This is a genomic window from Sphingopyxis microcysteis (assembly GCF_012274265.1).
GTDB classification, from domain to species: domain Bacteria; phylum Pseudomonadota; class Alphaproteobacteria; order Sphingomonadales; family Sphingomonadaceae; genus Sphingopyxis; species Sphingopyxis microcysteis.
Map to the genome: position 1 here is coordinate 639,441 of NZ_JAANYY010000003.1, position 16,686 is coordinate 656,126.

Consider the following 16,686-nt stretch of genomic DNA (forward strand, 5'->3'; position numbering starts at 1 on the left):
TGCGCCCCGGTCGTCGCCGGATGGAACGACTGCATGCGCGTCCACGATCGGACGCAGGCCACGCGCAGCAATAACGTCTTTTGTCTTTCCACCCTTTTCCGCCGCGACCGTCCCTCGAGGAGGGCCGCGGGAATTTTTGATGGCGCGCCGAGGCGCGCTTGGAGTGTAACTAATGACCACGCGCATGTTGATCGACGCGCGGCACCGGGAAGAAACCCGGGTCGCCGTCACCAAGGGAAACCGCATCGAGGAGTTTGATTTCGAGTCCGCCGAGCACAAGCAGCTCAAGGGCAATATCTATCTGGCCAAGGTAACCCGTGTCGAACCGTCGCTGCAGGCGGCGTTCGTCGAATATGGCGGCAATCGCCACGGCTTTCTGGCGTTCAGCGAAATCCACCCCGACTATTACCAGATTCCGAAGGAAGACCGCGACGCGCTGCTGCGCGAAGAGGCCGAGCATGCCGCCGCCGCCGCGCAGCGCGCCGAGGACGACCTCGATGAGCTGGAAGGCGATGTTGCCGACGTCGAATATCATGACGACGAAAATGGCGACGCCCCCGCGCCGGAAACCATCGGCGAAGGGGCCGATGACGATAGCGACGACGGCGCGGAAAATGGCGACGGCGAAGAGGGCGACGAAGGCGGCGATGCCGCAGACGACACCGAGGGCAAGGACGGCCGCGGCGACCGCAAGCGCCGTGGGCGCGACGGGCGCAAGGGCGGCCGCGGCCGCGGGCGCAGCCGCCGCAACGACGACGAGGAAGGCGAAAGCCGGATGTCGCTGCGCCGCCGCTACAAGATCCAGGACGTCATCCGTCGCCGTCAGGTGATGCTGGTGCAGGTCGTCAAGGAAGAACGCGGCAACAAGGGAGCCGCGCTCACCACCTATTTGTCGCTCGCCGGCCGCTATTGCGTGCTGATGCCGAACACGATGCACGGCGGTGGGATCAGCCGCAAGATTTCGAACGGCGCCGATCGCCGCAAGCTGAAGGCGATGATCGACGAGCTCAACCTGCCGCCGACGATGGGCTGCATCGTCCGCACCGCCGGGATGAGCCGCACCAAGGTCGAGATCAAGCGCGACTTTGATTATCTCGCCCGCCTGTGGGACGAAATTCGCGAAAAGACGCTGGCGTCGAGCGCCCCGGCGCTCGTCCATTCGGACAGCGACCTCGTCAAGCGCGCGATCCGCGACATCTATCACAAGGACATCGAGGAAGTGCTCGTCGAAGGCGACGAGGGCTATAAGGCCGCCAAGCAGTTCATGAAGCTGCTGATGCCGAGCCACGCGCGGCGCGTGAAACAATATGCCGACCCGGTGTCGCTCTATCAGCGTTACGGCGTCGAGGATCAGCTCGCGGGGATGCTCAATCCCGTCGTGCAGCTGAAATCCGGCGGTTACCTGGTGATCAACCCGACCGAGGCGCTGGTGTCGATCGACATCAACTCGGGCCGGTCGACGCGCGAGCATAATATCGAGCAGACCGCGCTCAACACCAACCTCGAAGCCGCGCATGAAATCGCCCGCCAGCTGCGCCTGCGCGACATGGCCGGGCTCGTCGTGATCGACTTCATCGACATGGATCATGGCTCGAACGTCCGCAAGGTCGAGCGCGCGATGAAGGACGCGCTGAAAAACGATCGCGCGCGCATCCAGGTCGGACGTATTTCGGGTTTCGGCCTGATGGAAATGAGCCGCCAGCGACTGCGCACCGGCGTGCTCGAAGCATCGACGCGCCCCTGCCCGCATTGCGAAGGCACCGGCCTCGTTCGCACCGCCTCGTCGGCGGGCCTCAGCGCGCTGCGCCTGATCGAAGAGGAGGCCGCGCGCGGCAAGGGCAGCCGCATCACCCTGCGCGCCAGCCAGGAAGCGACCTTCTACCTGCTCAACGAAAAGCGCCGCGAACTGCGCGACATCGAAGAACTTTACGGCGTCACCGTCGAAATCCTGCCCGACGGCGAGACCGAGGGTGCGCGGATGGCGGTCGAGGTCAGCGGCCCGCCGCCGGTCGCCCGCCGCAGCTTTGCCCCGATCGCGCCAATCGAGGATGACGACGACGACATCCCGGAGGACGAGGATGACGAGATCGAGGACGAGGCCGCCGACGAACGCCCCGCGCGCTCGCGCGATCGCGAGGAAGGCGAAGGCGACGGTGAAGGCCGCAAGCGTCGCCGTCGGCGTCGCCGTGGCCGCCGCGGTCGCCGCGACGAGGAAGGCAATGAAATTGCCGACGGCAGCGACGACGGCGAAGCCCGTGATGGCGACGCCGAGGGCGAGGACAATGGTGAAGCCGAGAGCGAGAGCGACGCGGCACCCGCAGAGGCGACCGCCGAAACCGACGCCGACACGGCCGACGCCAAGCCGCGCCGCCGCCGGGGCGGACGCGGACGCAAAAAGGCCGACGCGGTCGATGCCGCCGACGAAGCGGCAGTTGCGGACGAACCCGCTGCGCCGGTCGAAGCCGAGGTAACCGAACCGGTCGCCGAGGAAGCGCCGGCAGCCGAGGAAAAGCCGAAGCGCAAGCGCGCACCGCGCAAGACCAAGGCCGCCGCAGCCGCGGAGGCCGCCGAGGCTGCCGAAGCGGCGCCCGAAGCGGTTGAACCGGAGCCTGTCGCCGAAACTGAAACCGAAGCCGAACCCGCCAAGCCCGCGCCGAAAAAGCGCGCCAGCCGCGCGAAAAAGGCGGTTGCCGCCGAAGCGGCGCCCGAGGCGTCCGCAACGCGCGAGGCTGAACCGGTCGCGGCCGATGCCGAAGACAATGGTGTCGGCCCCGACGGCGAACCGCGCCGCGGCTGGTGGCAGCGCACCTTCGGCAACTGATTGCGCCAACGCATCTCATGAGATCGTCATCCCGGTACCTGCCGGGATGACGATTAAACGCCATGCAGCTTGCATCTCGCGCGCTGCCCCCCAATAGTCATCGCATGGCTTCAGTTGCGGTTCAGGCGTACAACGCAAGACAGTCGGCGATGACAGTCTCCCCGCCGCGAACCGCGCTGCGGGCGCATCGATCGCGCCCGCTTTTCCGCATCATCCTGACCCTGCTCGCGATGCTGGCGGTCGCGATGCGCCCGGCGATGGCGCAGTCGATCCTGCGCGACGCCGAAACCGAGGCGCTGTTTCAGGACATGATGGACCCGCTGCTCGTCGCAGCAGGGCTGCAACCGGGGCAGGTGCGCGTCCACCTGCTCGGTGATCGCAGCATCAACGCCTTCGTTGCGGGAAGCCAGGACGTTTATGTCTTTGCCGGGTTGATCGAGGCCGCCGACACCGCCGAAGAGGTGCAGGGCGTGCTCGCGCACGAGCTTGGCCATGTCATCGGCGGCCATGCGATTCGCGTCAACGAAGGCGCAAAGGCCGCAACCGGGATTTCGCTGCTCAGCCTGCTGCTCGGCGCCGCGGCGATCGCGGCGGGCGCGGGCGAGGCCGGCATGGGGGTGATGATGGCGGGGCAGCAGGCCGCGCTCGGCAAGTTCCTGGCGTTCAGCCGCGTCCAGGAATCGACCGCCGACGCCGCCGGCGCGCAATATCTGTCCAAGGCGGGGATCAGCGGGCGCGGCAGTCTGGCATTCTTCAAGAAATTGCAGAATCTGGAATTCCGCTATGCGGTCAAGCAGGACGACGATCAGGCCTATGGCCGCACCCACCCGATGTCGGGCGACCGCATCCAGACGCTGCGCGAGGTCTATGTCATCGATCCGGCGTGGGCGAAGCCCGCCGACCCGGTGATCGAAAAACGGTTCCAGCGCATCAAGGCCAAGCTGTCGGGCTATATGACCGACCCCGACCGGACGCTGCGCAAATTCCCCGAAACCAACAGCAGCATCCCCGCGCGTTATGCCCGCGCCTATGCCTGGCACCGCAGCGCCTATCCGCAAAAGGCGCTGTCGGAGGTCGACGCATTGCTCAAGAGCGATCCGAACGACCCCTATTTCCTCGAACTCGAAGGGCAGGTACTGCTCGAATCCGGGCGTCCGAAGGAGGCCATTCCCGCGCTGCGCAAGGCAGTGACACTGTCGCGGTCGCAGCCGCTGATCAGCGCCACGCTGGGGCATGCGTTGATCGCGACCGAAGACCCGGCCAATTTCGCCGAGGCCGAACAGGTGCTGAAAACCGCGGTCGCGCTCGATAACCAGAACCCCTTTGCCTGGTATCAGCTGGGGATTGTTTACGCGAACAAGGGCGATCAGGCGCGCGCCGCGCTCGCCTCGGCGGAACGCTATACGTTGCAGGGTGGACAGGCGTCGCTGGCGCTGCGTAATGCCGAAATGGCGATGCAGGGTCTGGCGCAGAATACGCCCGACTGGATCCGTGCACAGGATATTGCGCTGGTTGCGCGCGCCGAGGTGGAACAAGAGCGCAAACGACGCTAGATTCGCCAGCAATTTGCGGGGACGCATCGCCAAAATCGATGCATAAGGGCAACAAGTGACTGACAATAAAGACGAATATTACCAGCCGTGGCTGCGCGATGCGGAGCCGACCCCGACGGCCGCACCGCGGCCGCCGGTCGGCGCAGACGACGGGCTGGCGAAGCCGCGCGACATCCCGCCGGTCGGCATCGACCTGTCGCGCTACGCCGCCGACGCACCCGCCCCGCGCAAACCCGTCGTTACCTCGGCCCAGGTCAAGGCCGGTGCCGCAGGTGTCTGGCAGGCGCTGCGCGACGGAGCCGACGCCTTTGCCGACTGGACGATCCGCGTCGGCGACCGCGCCGACATTCCGGCGCGCGTCGAGGCGATGGAGATTCCCCGGCGCACGCGCGACCTCACCGCCAGGACCGCCGCGCTGACGGCCAGGGCGGCGCGCGCGATCGGGCGCGGGTCGGCGCAGGCGGGCCGCGCCACGGCGCGGGCCAGCGGCGCGGCGTGGGACAAGATGGCGCTCGGCGACAAGGCCCGGAAGCTGTCGAGCGACGCGGGCCGCGGGCTCGGCGAGGTCGCGGACCGGACGAAGGCCGGCGTCGGCCAGATCGCCAAGGCGGGAAGCGAAAGCATCCGGGGCAGCATCGGCGAAGCCGCGACAAAGCTGCGCCCGAGCCCGCGCGAAGAGATGACGCCGCCGCCCTCGGGCCTGGAGCAATTGCTCGCCCGCGAGGAAGCCGCGGCGCGCGCCAAAGACCAGTCGGCACCCGACCTGCCGCTGTTCGCGGGCGAAGCGGCACGCGCGCCCGTATCGGTGGCGACGGCGATGGCCGAAGGCGACGATCGATCGCCAATGGTCGCGCCGCCAGCAAGGAAGCCGACGGCGACCAGACCGATGGCCGCGCCGCGCTTGCCACAAATCGGGGGGATGGGGATGGACGGCGGATCGACACGGATCTGGGGCATCGCGCTTGGCGGGCTGTTACTGCTTGTCGCCACATTCTGGCTCGGCGGCCGCTTTGGCGGCGGGATGAGCAAGAGCGAGGTCGAGGGCGTAGTCGCCGATTATATCAAGGCGAACCCGCAGATCATTCCCGAGGCGTTGGAAGCACAGCGCAACAGCGAAATCGCCAAGGCGATCGACGCCGTCCGTCCGGCGCTGGAAAAACCCTATGCCGGGGCGTGGGCGGGCAATGCCGACGGCGATGTGACGCTGGTCGTGTTCACCGATTATGCCTGCGGTTTCTGCCGTGCGAGCGTGCCCGACGTCGACCGGCTGATCCGCGAAGACAAAAGGCTGAAAGTCGTGTTCCGTGAACTGCCGATCATCGCGCCGCAGAGCCGCGATGCCGCGATCATGGCGCTCGCCGCGGCGCGCCAGGGCAAATATGACGCCTTCCACCACGCGATGTTTGCGGCGAGCTCGCTCGACAAGGCCGCGATTGCCGCCGCCGCCGCCAAGGTCGGGGTCGTTACCGACGGCACCGCCGACGCGACCGCAAACGAGGCTTTGTTCCAGCGCGAGATCGACAGCAACCTTGCGATCGCCACCCAGCTGCAACTGAACGCCACCCCGACGTGGATCGTCGGCGACCAGCTGTTCCAGGGGCAGATCGGCTATGACGCATTGAAGCAGGCGGTCGCCAAGGCCCGCGCGGCCCAGAGCTGACGACGACGGGCATGGCGACGGTCACCCATGATGCCGCGCTCGCCAATGCGCGCCGTCTGCTGGTCGCCGAACCCGCAAGCGCGCTGGCGCAGGCGCAGGCGATCATCGAGGCGGTGCCGACATCCGCGGCCGCGCACCGGCTGGCCGCCCAGGCGCTGCGCGCGCTGAACCGCGTCAGCGAAGCCCAAGCCGCGTCGCTTGCGGCGGTCGGCGCCACGATCCACGATGAAGCGATGGTCGATGCGGCGCTCGCGCTGGCCGAAAATCGCCTGCCCGATGCCGAGGCGGCGCTGCGCCAGCGGCTGCGCGAGGATGCGACCGATGTCGCCGCAATCCGGATGCTGGCCGAGGTCGCGGGGCGGATCGGGCGCTATGGCGATGCCGAAAAATTGCTCAACCGGGCGCTCGAGCTGGCACCGGGTTTCGGCGCCGCGCGCGCCAATCTCGCCACCGTCTATTACAAGCAGAACCGCTATGCCGAAGCGGCGGAAACGCTCGATGCGGTGCTGGGCGAGGATCCCGACAATCCGGCACACGTCAATCTGAAGGCCGCGGCGCTGGGCCGGATCGGCGGCTATGACGAAGCGATCGCACTTTACGAACAACTGACCCGGCGCTTTCCGGATCATGCCAAGCTGTGGATGAGCTATGGCCATATGCTCAAGACCGTCGGGCGGCAGGACGACAGCATCGCCGCCTATCGTCACGCACTGGCGATCGATCCGGGGCTGGGCGAGCTCTGGTGGAGCCTCGCCAATCTCAAGACGATCCGCTTCGGCGCCGATGATCGGACCGCGATGGAGGCGGCGCTCGCCGCGATCGATACGCGCGACGCCGGGCGCGACGACGACCGGCTGCACCTGCACTTCGCGCTCGGCAAAGCCTATGACGACGCGGGCGAGGCGGAACCCGCATTTCGCCACTATGCCGCGGGCAATGCGATCCGCGCCGCCCAGCTGGGCTATGACGCCGCCGACACCAGCGCGATCGTCGATGCCGCGATCGCGACCTGCACCGCCGATTTTTTCGCCGCCCGCGCCGATATGGGCGATCCCGCGCCCGACCCGATCTTCATCCTCGGGATGCCGCGCGCCGGATCGACGCTGATCGAACAGATATTGGCCAGCCATTCGGCGATCGAGGGCACGATGGAGTTGCCCGACATTCCCGCGCTGGCGCTGGGGCTGGGGCGCGAGACGCAGGGCGAAGGACGGCATTGGGTTGCCGCGCTCGCCGACGCGCCGCCCGAGCGGCTGGCCGAAATGGGCGCGGCCTTCCTTCGCCGCACCGCGGTGCAGCGCAAGACCGGCAAGCCCTTCTATATCGACAAATTGCCGAACAACTGGCGCTATGTCCCGCTGATCCGCCTGATCCTGCCGCGTGCAAAGATCATCGATGCGCGGCGGCATCCGCTCGACTGTTGCTGGTCCAATTTCCGCCAGCATTATGCCAAGGGACAGGCGTTCAGTTACGACCTCGCCGACATGGGCGCCTATTACCGCGATTATGTCCGGCTGATGGCGCATATCGACGCGGTGCAGCCGGGCTGTGTCCACCGCGTCATCCACGAAGCGTTGCTCGACGACCCGGAGGCCGAAGTCCGCGCGATGCTGGGCTATCTCGGCCTGCCGTTCGAGGAGGCGTGCATGGCGTTCCACGCCAATGCGCGCGCGGTGCGCACCGCATCGAGCGAGCAGGTTCGCCGCCCGATCAATCGCGACGGGGTCGATCAGTGGCGCCCCTATGACGGCTGGCTCGCCCCGCTCAAGGCCGCCCTCGGGCCGGTCCTCGGCGCCTATCCGGCTCCGCCGCTCGGCTTCGACTGAGCGCGCAAGCAAATTCGTTGCCTTTTGGCAACAGCAGACGACATTTTCGACCAACGACGCACCGGGTCAGCGAACAAGGCTTGCGCTCTTGCTGCGCTGCGTCATGTTCGCGTCATACAGCTGTCATTTGAGGGGGGTCTCATGGTCAAGTTCTCAGCCGGTCTGGTACGGAGCAGCGCGCTGCTGCTCGCCGGGACCATCCTGTGCACGTCGGGCGCGGCGCTGGCGCAGGAAGCGGCAATAGACGACGATCGCGACATTGTCGTCACCGCGTCGAAACGCGAGCAGAATCTGCAGGATGTGCCGCTGGCGATCACCGCGATCGGCACCGAGCGGCTCGACGAGCTGCAGGTCAAGGAATTCCAGGATGTCGTCAAATTCCTGCCGTCGGTGACCATCCAGACCGCGGGCCCGGGTTTTGCGCAGGTCTATTTCCGCGGCGTCGCCTCGGGCGAGAACGCCAACCACTCGGCGTCGCTGCCGACGGTCGGCACCTATCTCGACGAAATGCCGATCACCACGATTCAGGGCGCGCTCGACATCCACGCCTATGACCTGGCGCGTGTCGAGGCGCTCGCCGGGCCGCAGGGCACGCTCTATGGCGCCAGTTCGATGGCGGGCACGATCCGCCTGATCACCAACCAGCCCGATACCAGCGGCACCTACGGCTCGATGGGCCTTGAGCTCAACACGGTGGCGAAGGGCGGTATCGGCGGGGTCGCCGAAGGCTTCGTCAACGCCGCGCTCAGCGAAAAGGCGGCGCTGCGCCTTGTCGGCTGGTACCGCCATGACGCGGGCTATATCGACAATATCGCGGGCAGCCGCACCTATGCGACCAGCGGGATCACCCAGTCGAATGCCAATCTGGTCGAAAAGGACTATAACGACGTCGATACCTATGGCGCGCGTCTGGCGCTGGGCATCGAACTCGACGACGACTGGACGATCCGCCCGAACCTGATGGGCCAGATCCAGAAGGCGAACGGCAGCTTTGCGCAGGAGCGGTCGAGCGCGGTCACCGGCAAGTTGCAGACGGTGCAATATAATCCCGAGCGCGGCGACGACAAATGGATCCAGGCCGCGATGACGATCGAGGGCAAGATCGGCAGCTGGGACCTCACCGTCACCGGCGGGCATATGCGCCGCAAGACCGAGACCGAAAGCGACTATTCGGACTATGCCTATTTCTATGACGCGCTCTATGGCTACGGCGCCTATTTCACCGACAATAACGGCGATCCGGTCAACCCGAACCAATATATTCAGGGCATCGACCGCTATAAGCGCAGCTTCGCCGAAATCCGCGTCGCGTCTCCCGCCGATGCACGCATCCGCTTTATCGGCGGCCTGTTCTGGCAGCGCCAGTCGCACAATATCGAGCAGAATTACATCATCGACAACATCGGCGACGCGATCACGGTCACCGGCACCGACAGCAATATCTGGCTGACCAAACAGCTGCGCATCGACCGTGACTATGCCGCGTTCGGCGAAATCAGCTTTGACATCACCGACCAGTTGACGCTGACCGGCGGCGGCCGTGTCTATAAGTTCGATAACAGCCTCGTCGGCTTTTTCGGCTATTCGGCAGGGTACAGCAGCCGCACCGGCGAAGCGGCGTGCTTTGCCCCGACGATCATCGCGGGGTCGCCGTGCACCAACCTCGACAAGAGCACCAGCGACACCGACTTCATCCACAAGCTGAGCCTGAACTACAAGGTCAACGACGATGTGATGCTGTACGGCACCTGGTCGCGCGGTTTCCGCCCGGGCGGGATCAATCGCCGCGGGACGCTCGATCCCTATGGGCCTGACACGCTCGACAATTATGAATTCGGCTGGAAAACGTCGTTCGGCCCGGTCCGTTTCAACGGCGCCGTGTATCAGGAGGATTGGAACAACATCCAGCTGTCGTTCCTGGGCGCCAACGGCCTCACCGAAATCCGCAACGCCGGCATCGCCCGGATCCGCGGTATCGAAGCGGACCTCAACTATCGCGCCGGCGGCTTTACGCTGAACCTCGGCGCCAGTTACAACGACGCGACGATCCGCCGCGATTTCTGCCGCATCGCCAATGCGACGTTCGATTGCACGATCAACCCGCCGGGTCAGACCAACGCCCTGCTCGCCCCGGCCGGTTCGCGCCTGCCCGTTACCGCCAAATTCAAGGGTAATGCCATCGCGCGCTACGAATTCCCGATCGGCGGCATGGACGGGCATTTCCAGTTCGCGGTCAATCATATCGGCAAACGCCGGTCCGACCTGCGTCCGTTCGAAAATGACATCGTCGGCAATTTCAAGGCCTATACCACCGCCGACATCAGCTTCGGCGTCAAGGGCGAGGGCTGGGATGCCGAGCTGTTCGCGACCAACTTGTTCAACAGCAACGGCGTGATCAACAGCGCGGTGCAGTGCGGCGAGTCGATCTGCGGCGACCCCGGCGGGGTCAGCAGCACTGGCGGCGTCTTTTACGACAATATCGTGCGTCCGCGCCTGATCGGAATCAAGGTCAGCAAGGATTTCTGACCGGGTGACGGGCAGCGTGACCAACGACGAAAGGCCGGGCCAAAAGCTCGGCCTTTTGATGTGCGTCGCGCTCGGCATGGGCAATATGATCGGGGCGGGGGTGTTCCTCCTGCCCCGCGATCTGGCGCCGCTCGGCTGGAACGCGGTCATCGGCTGGGGGGTGTCGATTGCGGGTACGCTCTGCTTGGCGGTCGCGTTCGCGCGGCTCGCGAAAAGGCTGCCGCGGGGCTGCGCCACTTACACCTATGCCGCCGCCGCCTTTGGCCCCGGCACAGGGTTCATCGTCGCCTGGAGTTACTGGATCAGTTGCTGGACCGTCGTCGCCACGCTCGCCGTGGCAGCGATCAGCAACTTGTCGATCCTGATGCCATCGCTGGGCAACGCCGGAGCGGGGACGGCGGTGATCGCAATCGCGTTCATCTGGCTCTTCACCCTCGTCAACCTGTTGGGGGTACGCCGCGCGGGCAGCGCGCAATTGCTCACCCTCGGACTCAAGCTGATTCCCGTCGTCGGCGCGGTACTCGTCGCGCTATGGCTGTGGGGAACCGGCGACGCCGCGACGCCGACGATGACCGGGACAAAGCCAGTCAATCTCGGCAATATCGGCACCGCCGCAACGCTGACCCTGTTCGCCCTGCTCGGTTTCGAGAGCGCCTGCATCGTTGGCGACCGGGTGCGCGACCCCGAACGAACGGTGCCGCGCGCAACGCTGATCGCCGCGGCGGCGACCGGGCTGCTTTATCTGCTGTCATGTACGACGGTGACCTTGCTGTTGCCGCTCGCGACGCTCGAGGGGTCGAACGCCGCCTATGCGACCTTTTTCAGTGCGCTCGTCAGCCCGTCGGCGGGGCAAGCCGTCGCGCTGTTCGCCGCGGTTGCGGCGCTCGGAGCGCTCAATGGCTTCGTGCTGCTGCAAGGCGAAATCCCGCGCGACCTCGCGCATCGCGGCCTATTGCCCGCCGCATTTGCCAAGGACAATCGTTTCGCGGTGCCTTGGGTAACGCAGATCGTGTCGAGCACACTCGCCAGCATTGTCGTCTATGCCAATTATTCGCGCGGTCTGGCCGAATTGTTCAAATTCATGGTGCTGGTGACCACCTCGACCGCGATCATCTTTTACATCGTCGGCGCGCTCGCCGCGCTCAAACTGGAATATGAAGGCGCGATCAAGGTTTCGCCGGTCTTTGCGATACTGACGATCCTCGGCTTCCTCTACAGCTGCTGGGCCTTTTACGGCGCCGGGTGGAACGCCGGGCTGTGGAGCGTCGGGCTGACCGCAGCGGGATTGCCGATCTATCTTGCAATGCGGCGTGTCAGCCCTGCCGCAGTCTGATCCTTGCCCCGAATCGCATAATCGCCTAAGGGCGCCATCCCGCTGGCCCGAATGTGGGCTTTTTTGGAGACGTAATGTGTCGGATCGCCGAATTTGTCAGGGTTTGAACCCCTGCGGCATCCGCCCGCTGTCGTAGCGCGTTTTTCCTGACGCGGTGCGCTCGGGCGCTGCCGCAACTTCCAACCTACCAACGTCAAACTCAGCCACCGGGCGCCGTGCGTCCGCGGGCCGTAGGCAGATATTTATGTTGCACGACAGCCACTGGGCGCGCGCGCTCGCGCGCGCCGTCGCCGCGGATCATCCCGGCAAGACAAAGACCGGCCGGGCTCTGCTCGGATGGGCCCGCGCGCGTGCCGCTGCGCTCGGGTTCGAAAATAATATCATCGCGCGCGCCGCGCTGCTCGGGCCGATAACTCCGGCACCCGACGCGCGCGAGGACGAAAGCCTGCTGCAGGCAAACCGGCTGGCGGACGCGCTCGACCTCGCCGCCGAAGAGCGTGCCCTGCTGCTGCTCGTCACTGCGATGGAGCGCGCGCAGCTAACGCGCAGCCTTGCCAAACTGATCGACGCCGAAGTGCTCGACATCGAGGCGTTGGTGGGAGCGCTGACGGGGCTCGCCCCGCACGCCATTCGCACAGCAGAAGTGGTGCGGCTCGATCTCGTCGGACGCTGGACAAGCAAGGAGGGCAAAGTCGAGTTCGGCCTCTGCTGGTCGTTCGAGCGACTGCTCGACGCCAAGGCAGGACAGCATGACAGCCTGATCGATGGCCTGGTCGGTCGCCGCCAGGTCGCGCGCCACGCGATCGCCGACTTTCCCGCGCACCAGGGCGACGCCGAACTGGCGCTGGCGCTGCTGCGCGGAGCGATGACAAGCGGCGCGCGCGGGATCAACATCCTGATCCACGGTCCGCCGGGGACAGGAAAGACCGAGCTCGCCCGAACGCTCGCCGCGGCACTCGGCGAGCCGCTGCACGGCGTCGGTGAAGCCGATAGCGACGGCGATGAGCCCAGCCGGTTCGACCGCGTCGCCGCTCTTCGGCTGGCGCTGCGGACGCTCGAAAGGCGCGGGCGAGCGCTGTTGCTGTTCGACGAAATGGAGGATCTGCTCGGCAGCGCGCAAGTCGAACCGGATGGCCGAATTCGCAATCGGCAGGGATCGAAGCTGTTCGTCAACCGGCTGCTCGAAGACAATGTCGTCCCGGTGATCTGGACCTCAAACTGCATCGCCGACATCGATCCAGCGATCCTGCGGCGGTTCAGCCTGTCGATCCGGATGGACTTTCCGGGTATCGCGCACAGCCCGGCGATGCTCGACCGAGTCAGCCGGGAGGAGCAGGTGGCCGTCGATCCGGCGCTGGCGGCGCTCGCCGCACATGCGCCTGAAGCCGCCTCGCTGTTCCGTATCGCGACGCGGGCTGCCGCGCTGGCGGGGGACGCCGAAAGCGCGAATCGCTTCGCCGGCTCGATTCTCGGCGCGATGCGCGGTGAGACGGTCGAGCCGCGGACGTCACGCGCTTTCGATGCGACTTTGCTGGCCGCAGACACCGACCTTCGGGCGCTGTTCGCCAGCCTGGCAAGCCAGGACGGCCCTGCCGATTTCTCGCTGCTGCTGACCGGCGAGCCCGGGACGGGCAAGACCGAAGCGGTGCAGGCGCTGGCGCGGCAGCTCGGACGACCGCTGCATATCAAGAGGGCGTCGGACCTGATGTCGAAATGGGTCGGCGAGACCGAGAAAGCGATCGCGCGCGCCTTTGCCGAGGCGCGGCGACAAGGCGCGATGCTGTTCTTCGACGAGGTCGATTCGCTGCTTGCTGACCGGCATACCGCGTCGCAAAGCTGGGAAATCAGCCAGGTCAACGAGCTGCTGACATGGATGGAGGATCATCCGCTGCCCTTTGCGGCGGCGACCAACCATGCGGCAAAGCTCGACCCCGCCTCGGCGCGGCGCTTCGTGTTCAAGGTCGAGATGCGCGCGCTCGACGTGGCCCGCGCGCGGCGGGCGTTCGCGCATTTCTTTGGAAGCGAGGCGCCAGCGGCGCTCGACGCGCTGGTCGGTCTGACGCTCGGCGACTTCGCCGTCGTGGCGCGCCAGCTGCGCTTTACCGGCGTGATCGACGATCGGGCGCTGGTCGACCGGCTGCGGCGCGAACGCGCGGCCCGTCCAGCGCTGCCGCAGCCGATGGGATTCGGGTCACACGTGCCATTTGGGCGCGAAGAAACCCCGGTCGCGTAGGATCACCGCTGCCGCATTGTGCCCCGGCGCGCCGGTGACGCCGCCGCCGGGGTGGGTGCCCGCACCGCACATGTAGAGGTTCTTCACCGGCCCGCGATAGGCGCCGTTGCCGAGTACCGGGCGCGCCGACCATAGCTGGTCGAGGCTCATATTGCCGTGCATGATGTCGCCGCCGACGAGGCCGAACTTGCGTTCGAGCCCCTTGGGGCTGAGGATCTGGCGACCGAGGATCGAGGCGCGGAAGCCGGGGGCGTGCGCTTCGACGGTGTCGATGATGCAGTCGGCGGCGGCATCCTCTTCGGCGTCCCAATCGCGACCATCGGGCAGCTCGGGCGCAAATTGCTGGCAGAACAGGCTGGCGACATGGCTCCCCGGCGGCGCGAGGCTGTCGTCGACGGTCGAAGGAATAAGCATTTCGACGATCGGTTTCTTCGACCAGCCATGTTCCTTCGCGTCAAGGAACGCCTTGTCCATATAGTCGAGCGTCGGGGCGATGATGATCCCCGACTGATGATGCTCGCCGGGTTCAGGGAGACAGGTGAATCTGGGTAGCTCGCTGAGCGCGACATTCATCCGGAACGTCCCGCTGCCCGCCTTGAACGCCTTGATCCGGCGGCGGAATTCGGGGGCGATGTCGGCTTCGTCGAACAGGCGTTCGTAGAGCAGTTTCGGGCCAACATTGGCGATGACGCGCGCCGCCGCGATTTCCTCGCCGCCGACCAGCTTGACGCCGACCGCTTTGCCACCATCGACCAGCACCCGCGATACGGGCGATTCAAGGCTGATCTCGACGCCCAGCTGGGTGCAGACCTTCGCCATCATCTGGGTGATCGCGCCCATCCCACCGACGCTGTGGCCCCACGCGCCCTTTTTGCCATTCACCTCGCCAAAGACGTGGTGGAGCAGGACATAGGCGCTGCCGGGCGTGTCGGGGCTGGCGTAGTTGCCGACGACGGCATCGAAGCCGAACGCCGCCTTGACCGCCTCGCTTTCGAACCAGCTGTCGAGGAAGGTGCGCGCCGATTTGGTGAAGAGTTCGAGCACGTCGCGCTGCTGCGACAGGCTGAGTTTGGCGAGGCCGCGCCCCTGCCGCGCTGCATCGATCAGGGTCTTGAAGCCGTCGCCGACATTGGGAGGCGATTTGAGCGCGAGGTCGCGGAGGACATCGGCAACCCCCTCCAACATGTCATAATATTCGGGAAGCCGCGCCGCGTCGTGCGCCGAGAAACGCGCGAATTCCTTTTGCGTGCGCTCCAGCCCGCCGCCGAGCTTCAAATAACCGCCATCCTCCTGCGGCAGGAAATTGCTGATCGGCCGCTCGATGACGCGGTAGCCATGATCGGCGAGCTTCATGTCGGCGATCACCTTGGGCTGAAGCAGGCTGACCGTGTAGCTCGCGACCGAATTGCGGAACCCCGGCGCGAATTCTTCGGTCACCGCGGCGCCGCCGACTACGTCGCGCGCCTCGACAATCCGCACCTTCAGCCCCGCCCGCGCGAGGTAGAAGGCGCACACGAGGCCATTGTGGCCGGCGCCGATGATCAGGGCGTCATAGTGCTTGGTCATGCTTTGCTCCATCCCGCGCGCGGGGCTTGTTCGAGGCGGGATTCGGGGATCAGGTCGCGCATTCGCGCGCAGAAATGCTTGAGGCACACTTCCTTGTCGCTGAGCGGCCCCATGGTGAAACTTTGCGACGCCATCCCCTGCTGGACGCGGGTGATCAGCAACGTGTCCTCGGCATTGACCTGGCGGTTGATGCGCCAGTTGAGGTAGCGCGCGGCGCGCATCTCGCGGCGCGCATCGGGAAGCACGTATGAAATTTCGCGGATCAGGCAGCTGGTCGGGCCGGTCGGCAGCCATTGCATGAAATCGACCTGATCGGGATAGATGTCGAACGCGACATTGGGCCAGAGCTTGAAATAGAGCCAGTGGCGCTGGTTCGCTTGCGGCAGATGCGGCACCGGCGGCAGCAGCCGCTGATACATGCGCTCCGACCAATTCACCGACGGCCGGTCGATCAGATCGCCCCACATGCGATCAACATAATCTGTCGCCTCGACGCCATAGCTTTTGCCGAACAGCCGGGTGAGGCCGGGATGGGCGACGGGGATGTGGAGGCCGTCGGAATAATTGTCGCCGACATTTTTCCAGTTCACGTCGCGCGGGCGGAGCGTGACACGGCCGAGCGCGCCGAGGTCCTCGAAGCGATAGGGCGCGACCTGCTCCTCATAGGGCGCCATCATCGTGGCGACCGTAGGGCCGCCATCGTCGGTCAGGCGCACGAACCAGAAACCGCGCCATTGCTCGAGGCCGACCGGCACCAGCGACGCCTTTGCCTTGTCGAGCGTCGGATAACTCGCGCTGTCGGGCACCCCGGTTAGTCGCCCGTCGAGGTCGTAGGTCCAGGCGTGATAGGGGCAGACGAGTTTTTTGGCGCAGCCAGCGCTGCCATCGACCAGCCGCGAGCCGCGGTGGCGGCAGACGTTGGTGAAGGCGCGAACGATGCGGTCGGCACCGCGCACGACGATCACGCTTTCGCCGCAATAATCGATGCTGTGCCAGTCGCCCGCGTTCGGAATGTCGCTGTCGTGGCACACGACCTGCCAGCTGGGGCGGAAGATTCGCGCCATTTCGGCGGCGTAGAAATCGGGGTCGCTGTAGGTCCACGCCGGGAGCGACCAGCCGTCGAGTTCGTCGATGTTGTCCAAAGTGTCGCGCAGCGTTGCCATGAATC

The 16,686-nt window shown here is 66.0% G+C and carries 9 protein-coding genes; 7 read left to right on the top strand and 2 right to left on the bottom strand.

Annotated elements, in window-relative coordinates; genetic code table 11:
* Positions 1 to 172 precede the first annotated feature (172 nt).
* The 7 genes from G9408_RS10825 to G9408_RS10855 all read left to right on the top strand — a co-directional run bounded on the left by G9408_RS10825 (position 173) and on the right by G9408_RS10855 (position 13,952).
* Positions 173 to 2,821 carry an Rne/Rng family ribonuclease gene (locus G9408_RS10825; RefSeq protein WP_210423315.1) on the top strand — a complete coding sequence of 883 codons (2,649 nt, stop codon included), beginning with the start codon at positions 173 to 175 and terminating at the stop codon, positions 2,819 to 2,821.
* A gap of 149 nt (positions 2,822 to 2,970) precedes the next feature.
* Complete coding sequence (locus G9408_RS10830; protein ID WP_168453982.1) at positions 2,971 to 4,374, top strand: M48 family metalloprotease; 1,404 nt, start codon at positions 2,971 to 2,973, stop codon at positions 4,372 to 4,374.
* A gap of 55 nt (positions 4,375 to 4,429) precedes the next feature.
* Positions 4,430 to 6,034 (top strand): DsbA family protein, encoded by a 1,605-nt coding sequence (locus G9408_RS10835; RefSeq protein WP_168453983.1) that lies wholly within the window; start codon positions 4,430 to 4,432, stop codon positions 6,032 to 6,034.
* 11 nt (positions 6,035 to 6,045) lie between these two features.
* On the top strand, positions 6,046 to 7,860 hold the full coding sequence (locus tag G9408_RS10840) for a tetratricopeptide repeat-containing sulfotransferase family protein (RefSeq protein ID WP_168453984.1): 1,815 nt from the start codon (positions 6,046 to 6,048) through the stop codon (positions 7,858 to 7,860).
* Between the two features lie 141 nt (positions 7,861 to 8,001).
* Positions 8,002 to 10,386 carry a TonB-dependent receptor gene (locus G9408_RS10845; protein ID WP_168453985.1) on the top strand — a complete coding sequence of 795 codons (2,385 nt, stop codon included), beginning with the start codon at positions 8,002 to 8,004 and terminating at the stop codon, positions 10,384 to 10,386.
* Between the two features lie 4 nt (positions 10,387 to 10,390).
* Entirely contained in the window at positions 10,391 to 11,719 is a 1,329-nt protein-coding gene (locus G9408_RS10850) for an APC family permease (protein ID WP_168453986.1), read from the top strand.
* 244 nt (positions 11,720 to 11,963) lie between these two features.
* Positions 11,964 to 13,952, top strand: coding sequence for an AAA family ATPase (locus tag G9408_RS10855; RefSeq protein WP_168453987.1), 1,989 nt, complete (start codon positions 11,964 to 11,966; stop codon positions 13,950 to 13,952).
* On the opposite strand, the gene G9408_RS10860 is transcribed toward G9408_RS10855, so the two are convergent.
* Entirely contained in the window at positions 13,911 to 15,518 is a 1,608-nt protein-coding gene (locus G9408_RS10860; protein WP_168453988.1) for a phytoene desaturase family protein, read from the bottom strand. The genes G9408_RS10855 and G9408_RS10860 overlap by 42 nt on opposite strands.
* Complete coding sequence (locus tag G9408_RS10865; RefSeq protein ID WP_168453989.1) at positions 15,515 to 16,681, bottom strand: aromatic ring-hydroxylating oxygenase subunit alpha; 1,167 nt, start codon at positions 16,679 to 16,681, stop codon at positions 15,515 to 15,517. The genes G9408_RS10860 and G9408_RS10865 overlap by 4 nt, the downstream gene beginning before the upstream one ends.
* Positions 16,682 to 16,686: the final 5 nt, after the last annotated feature.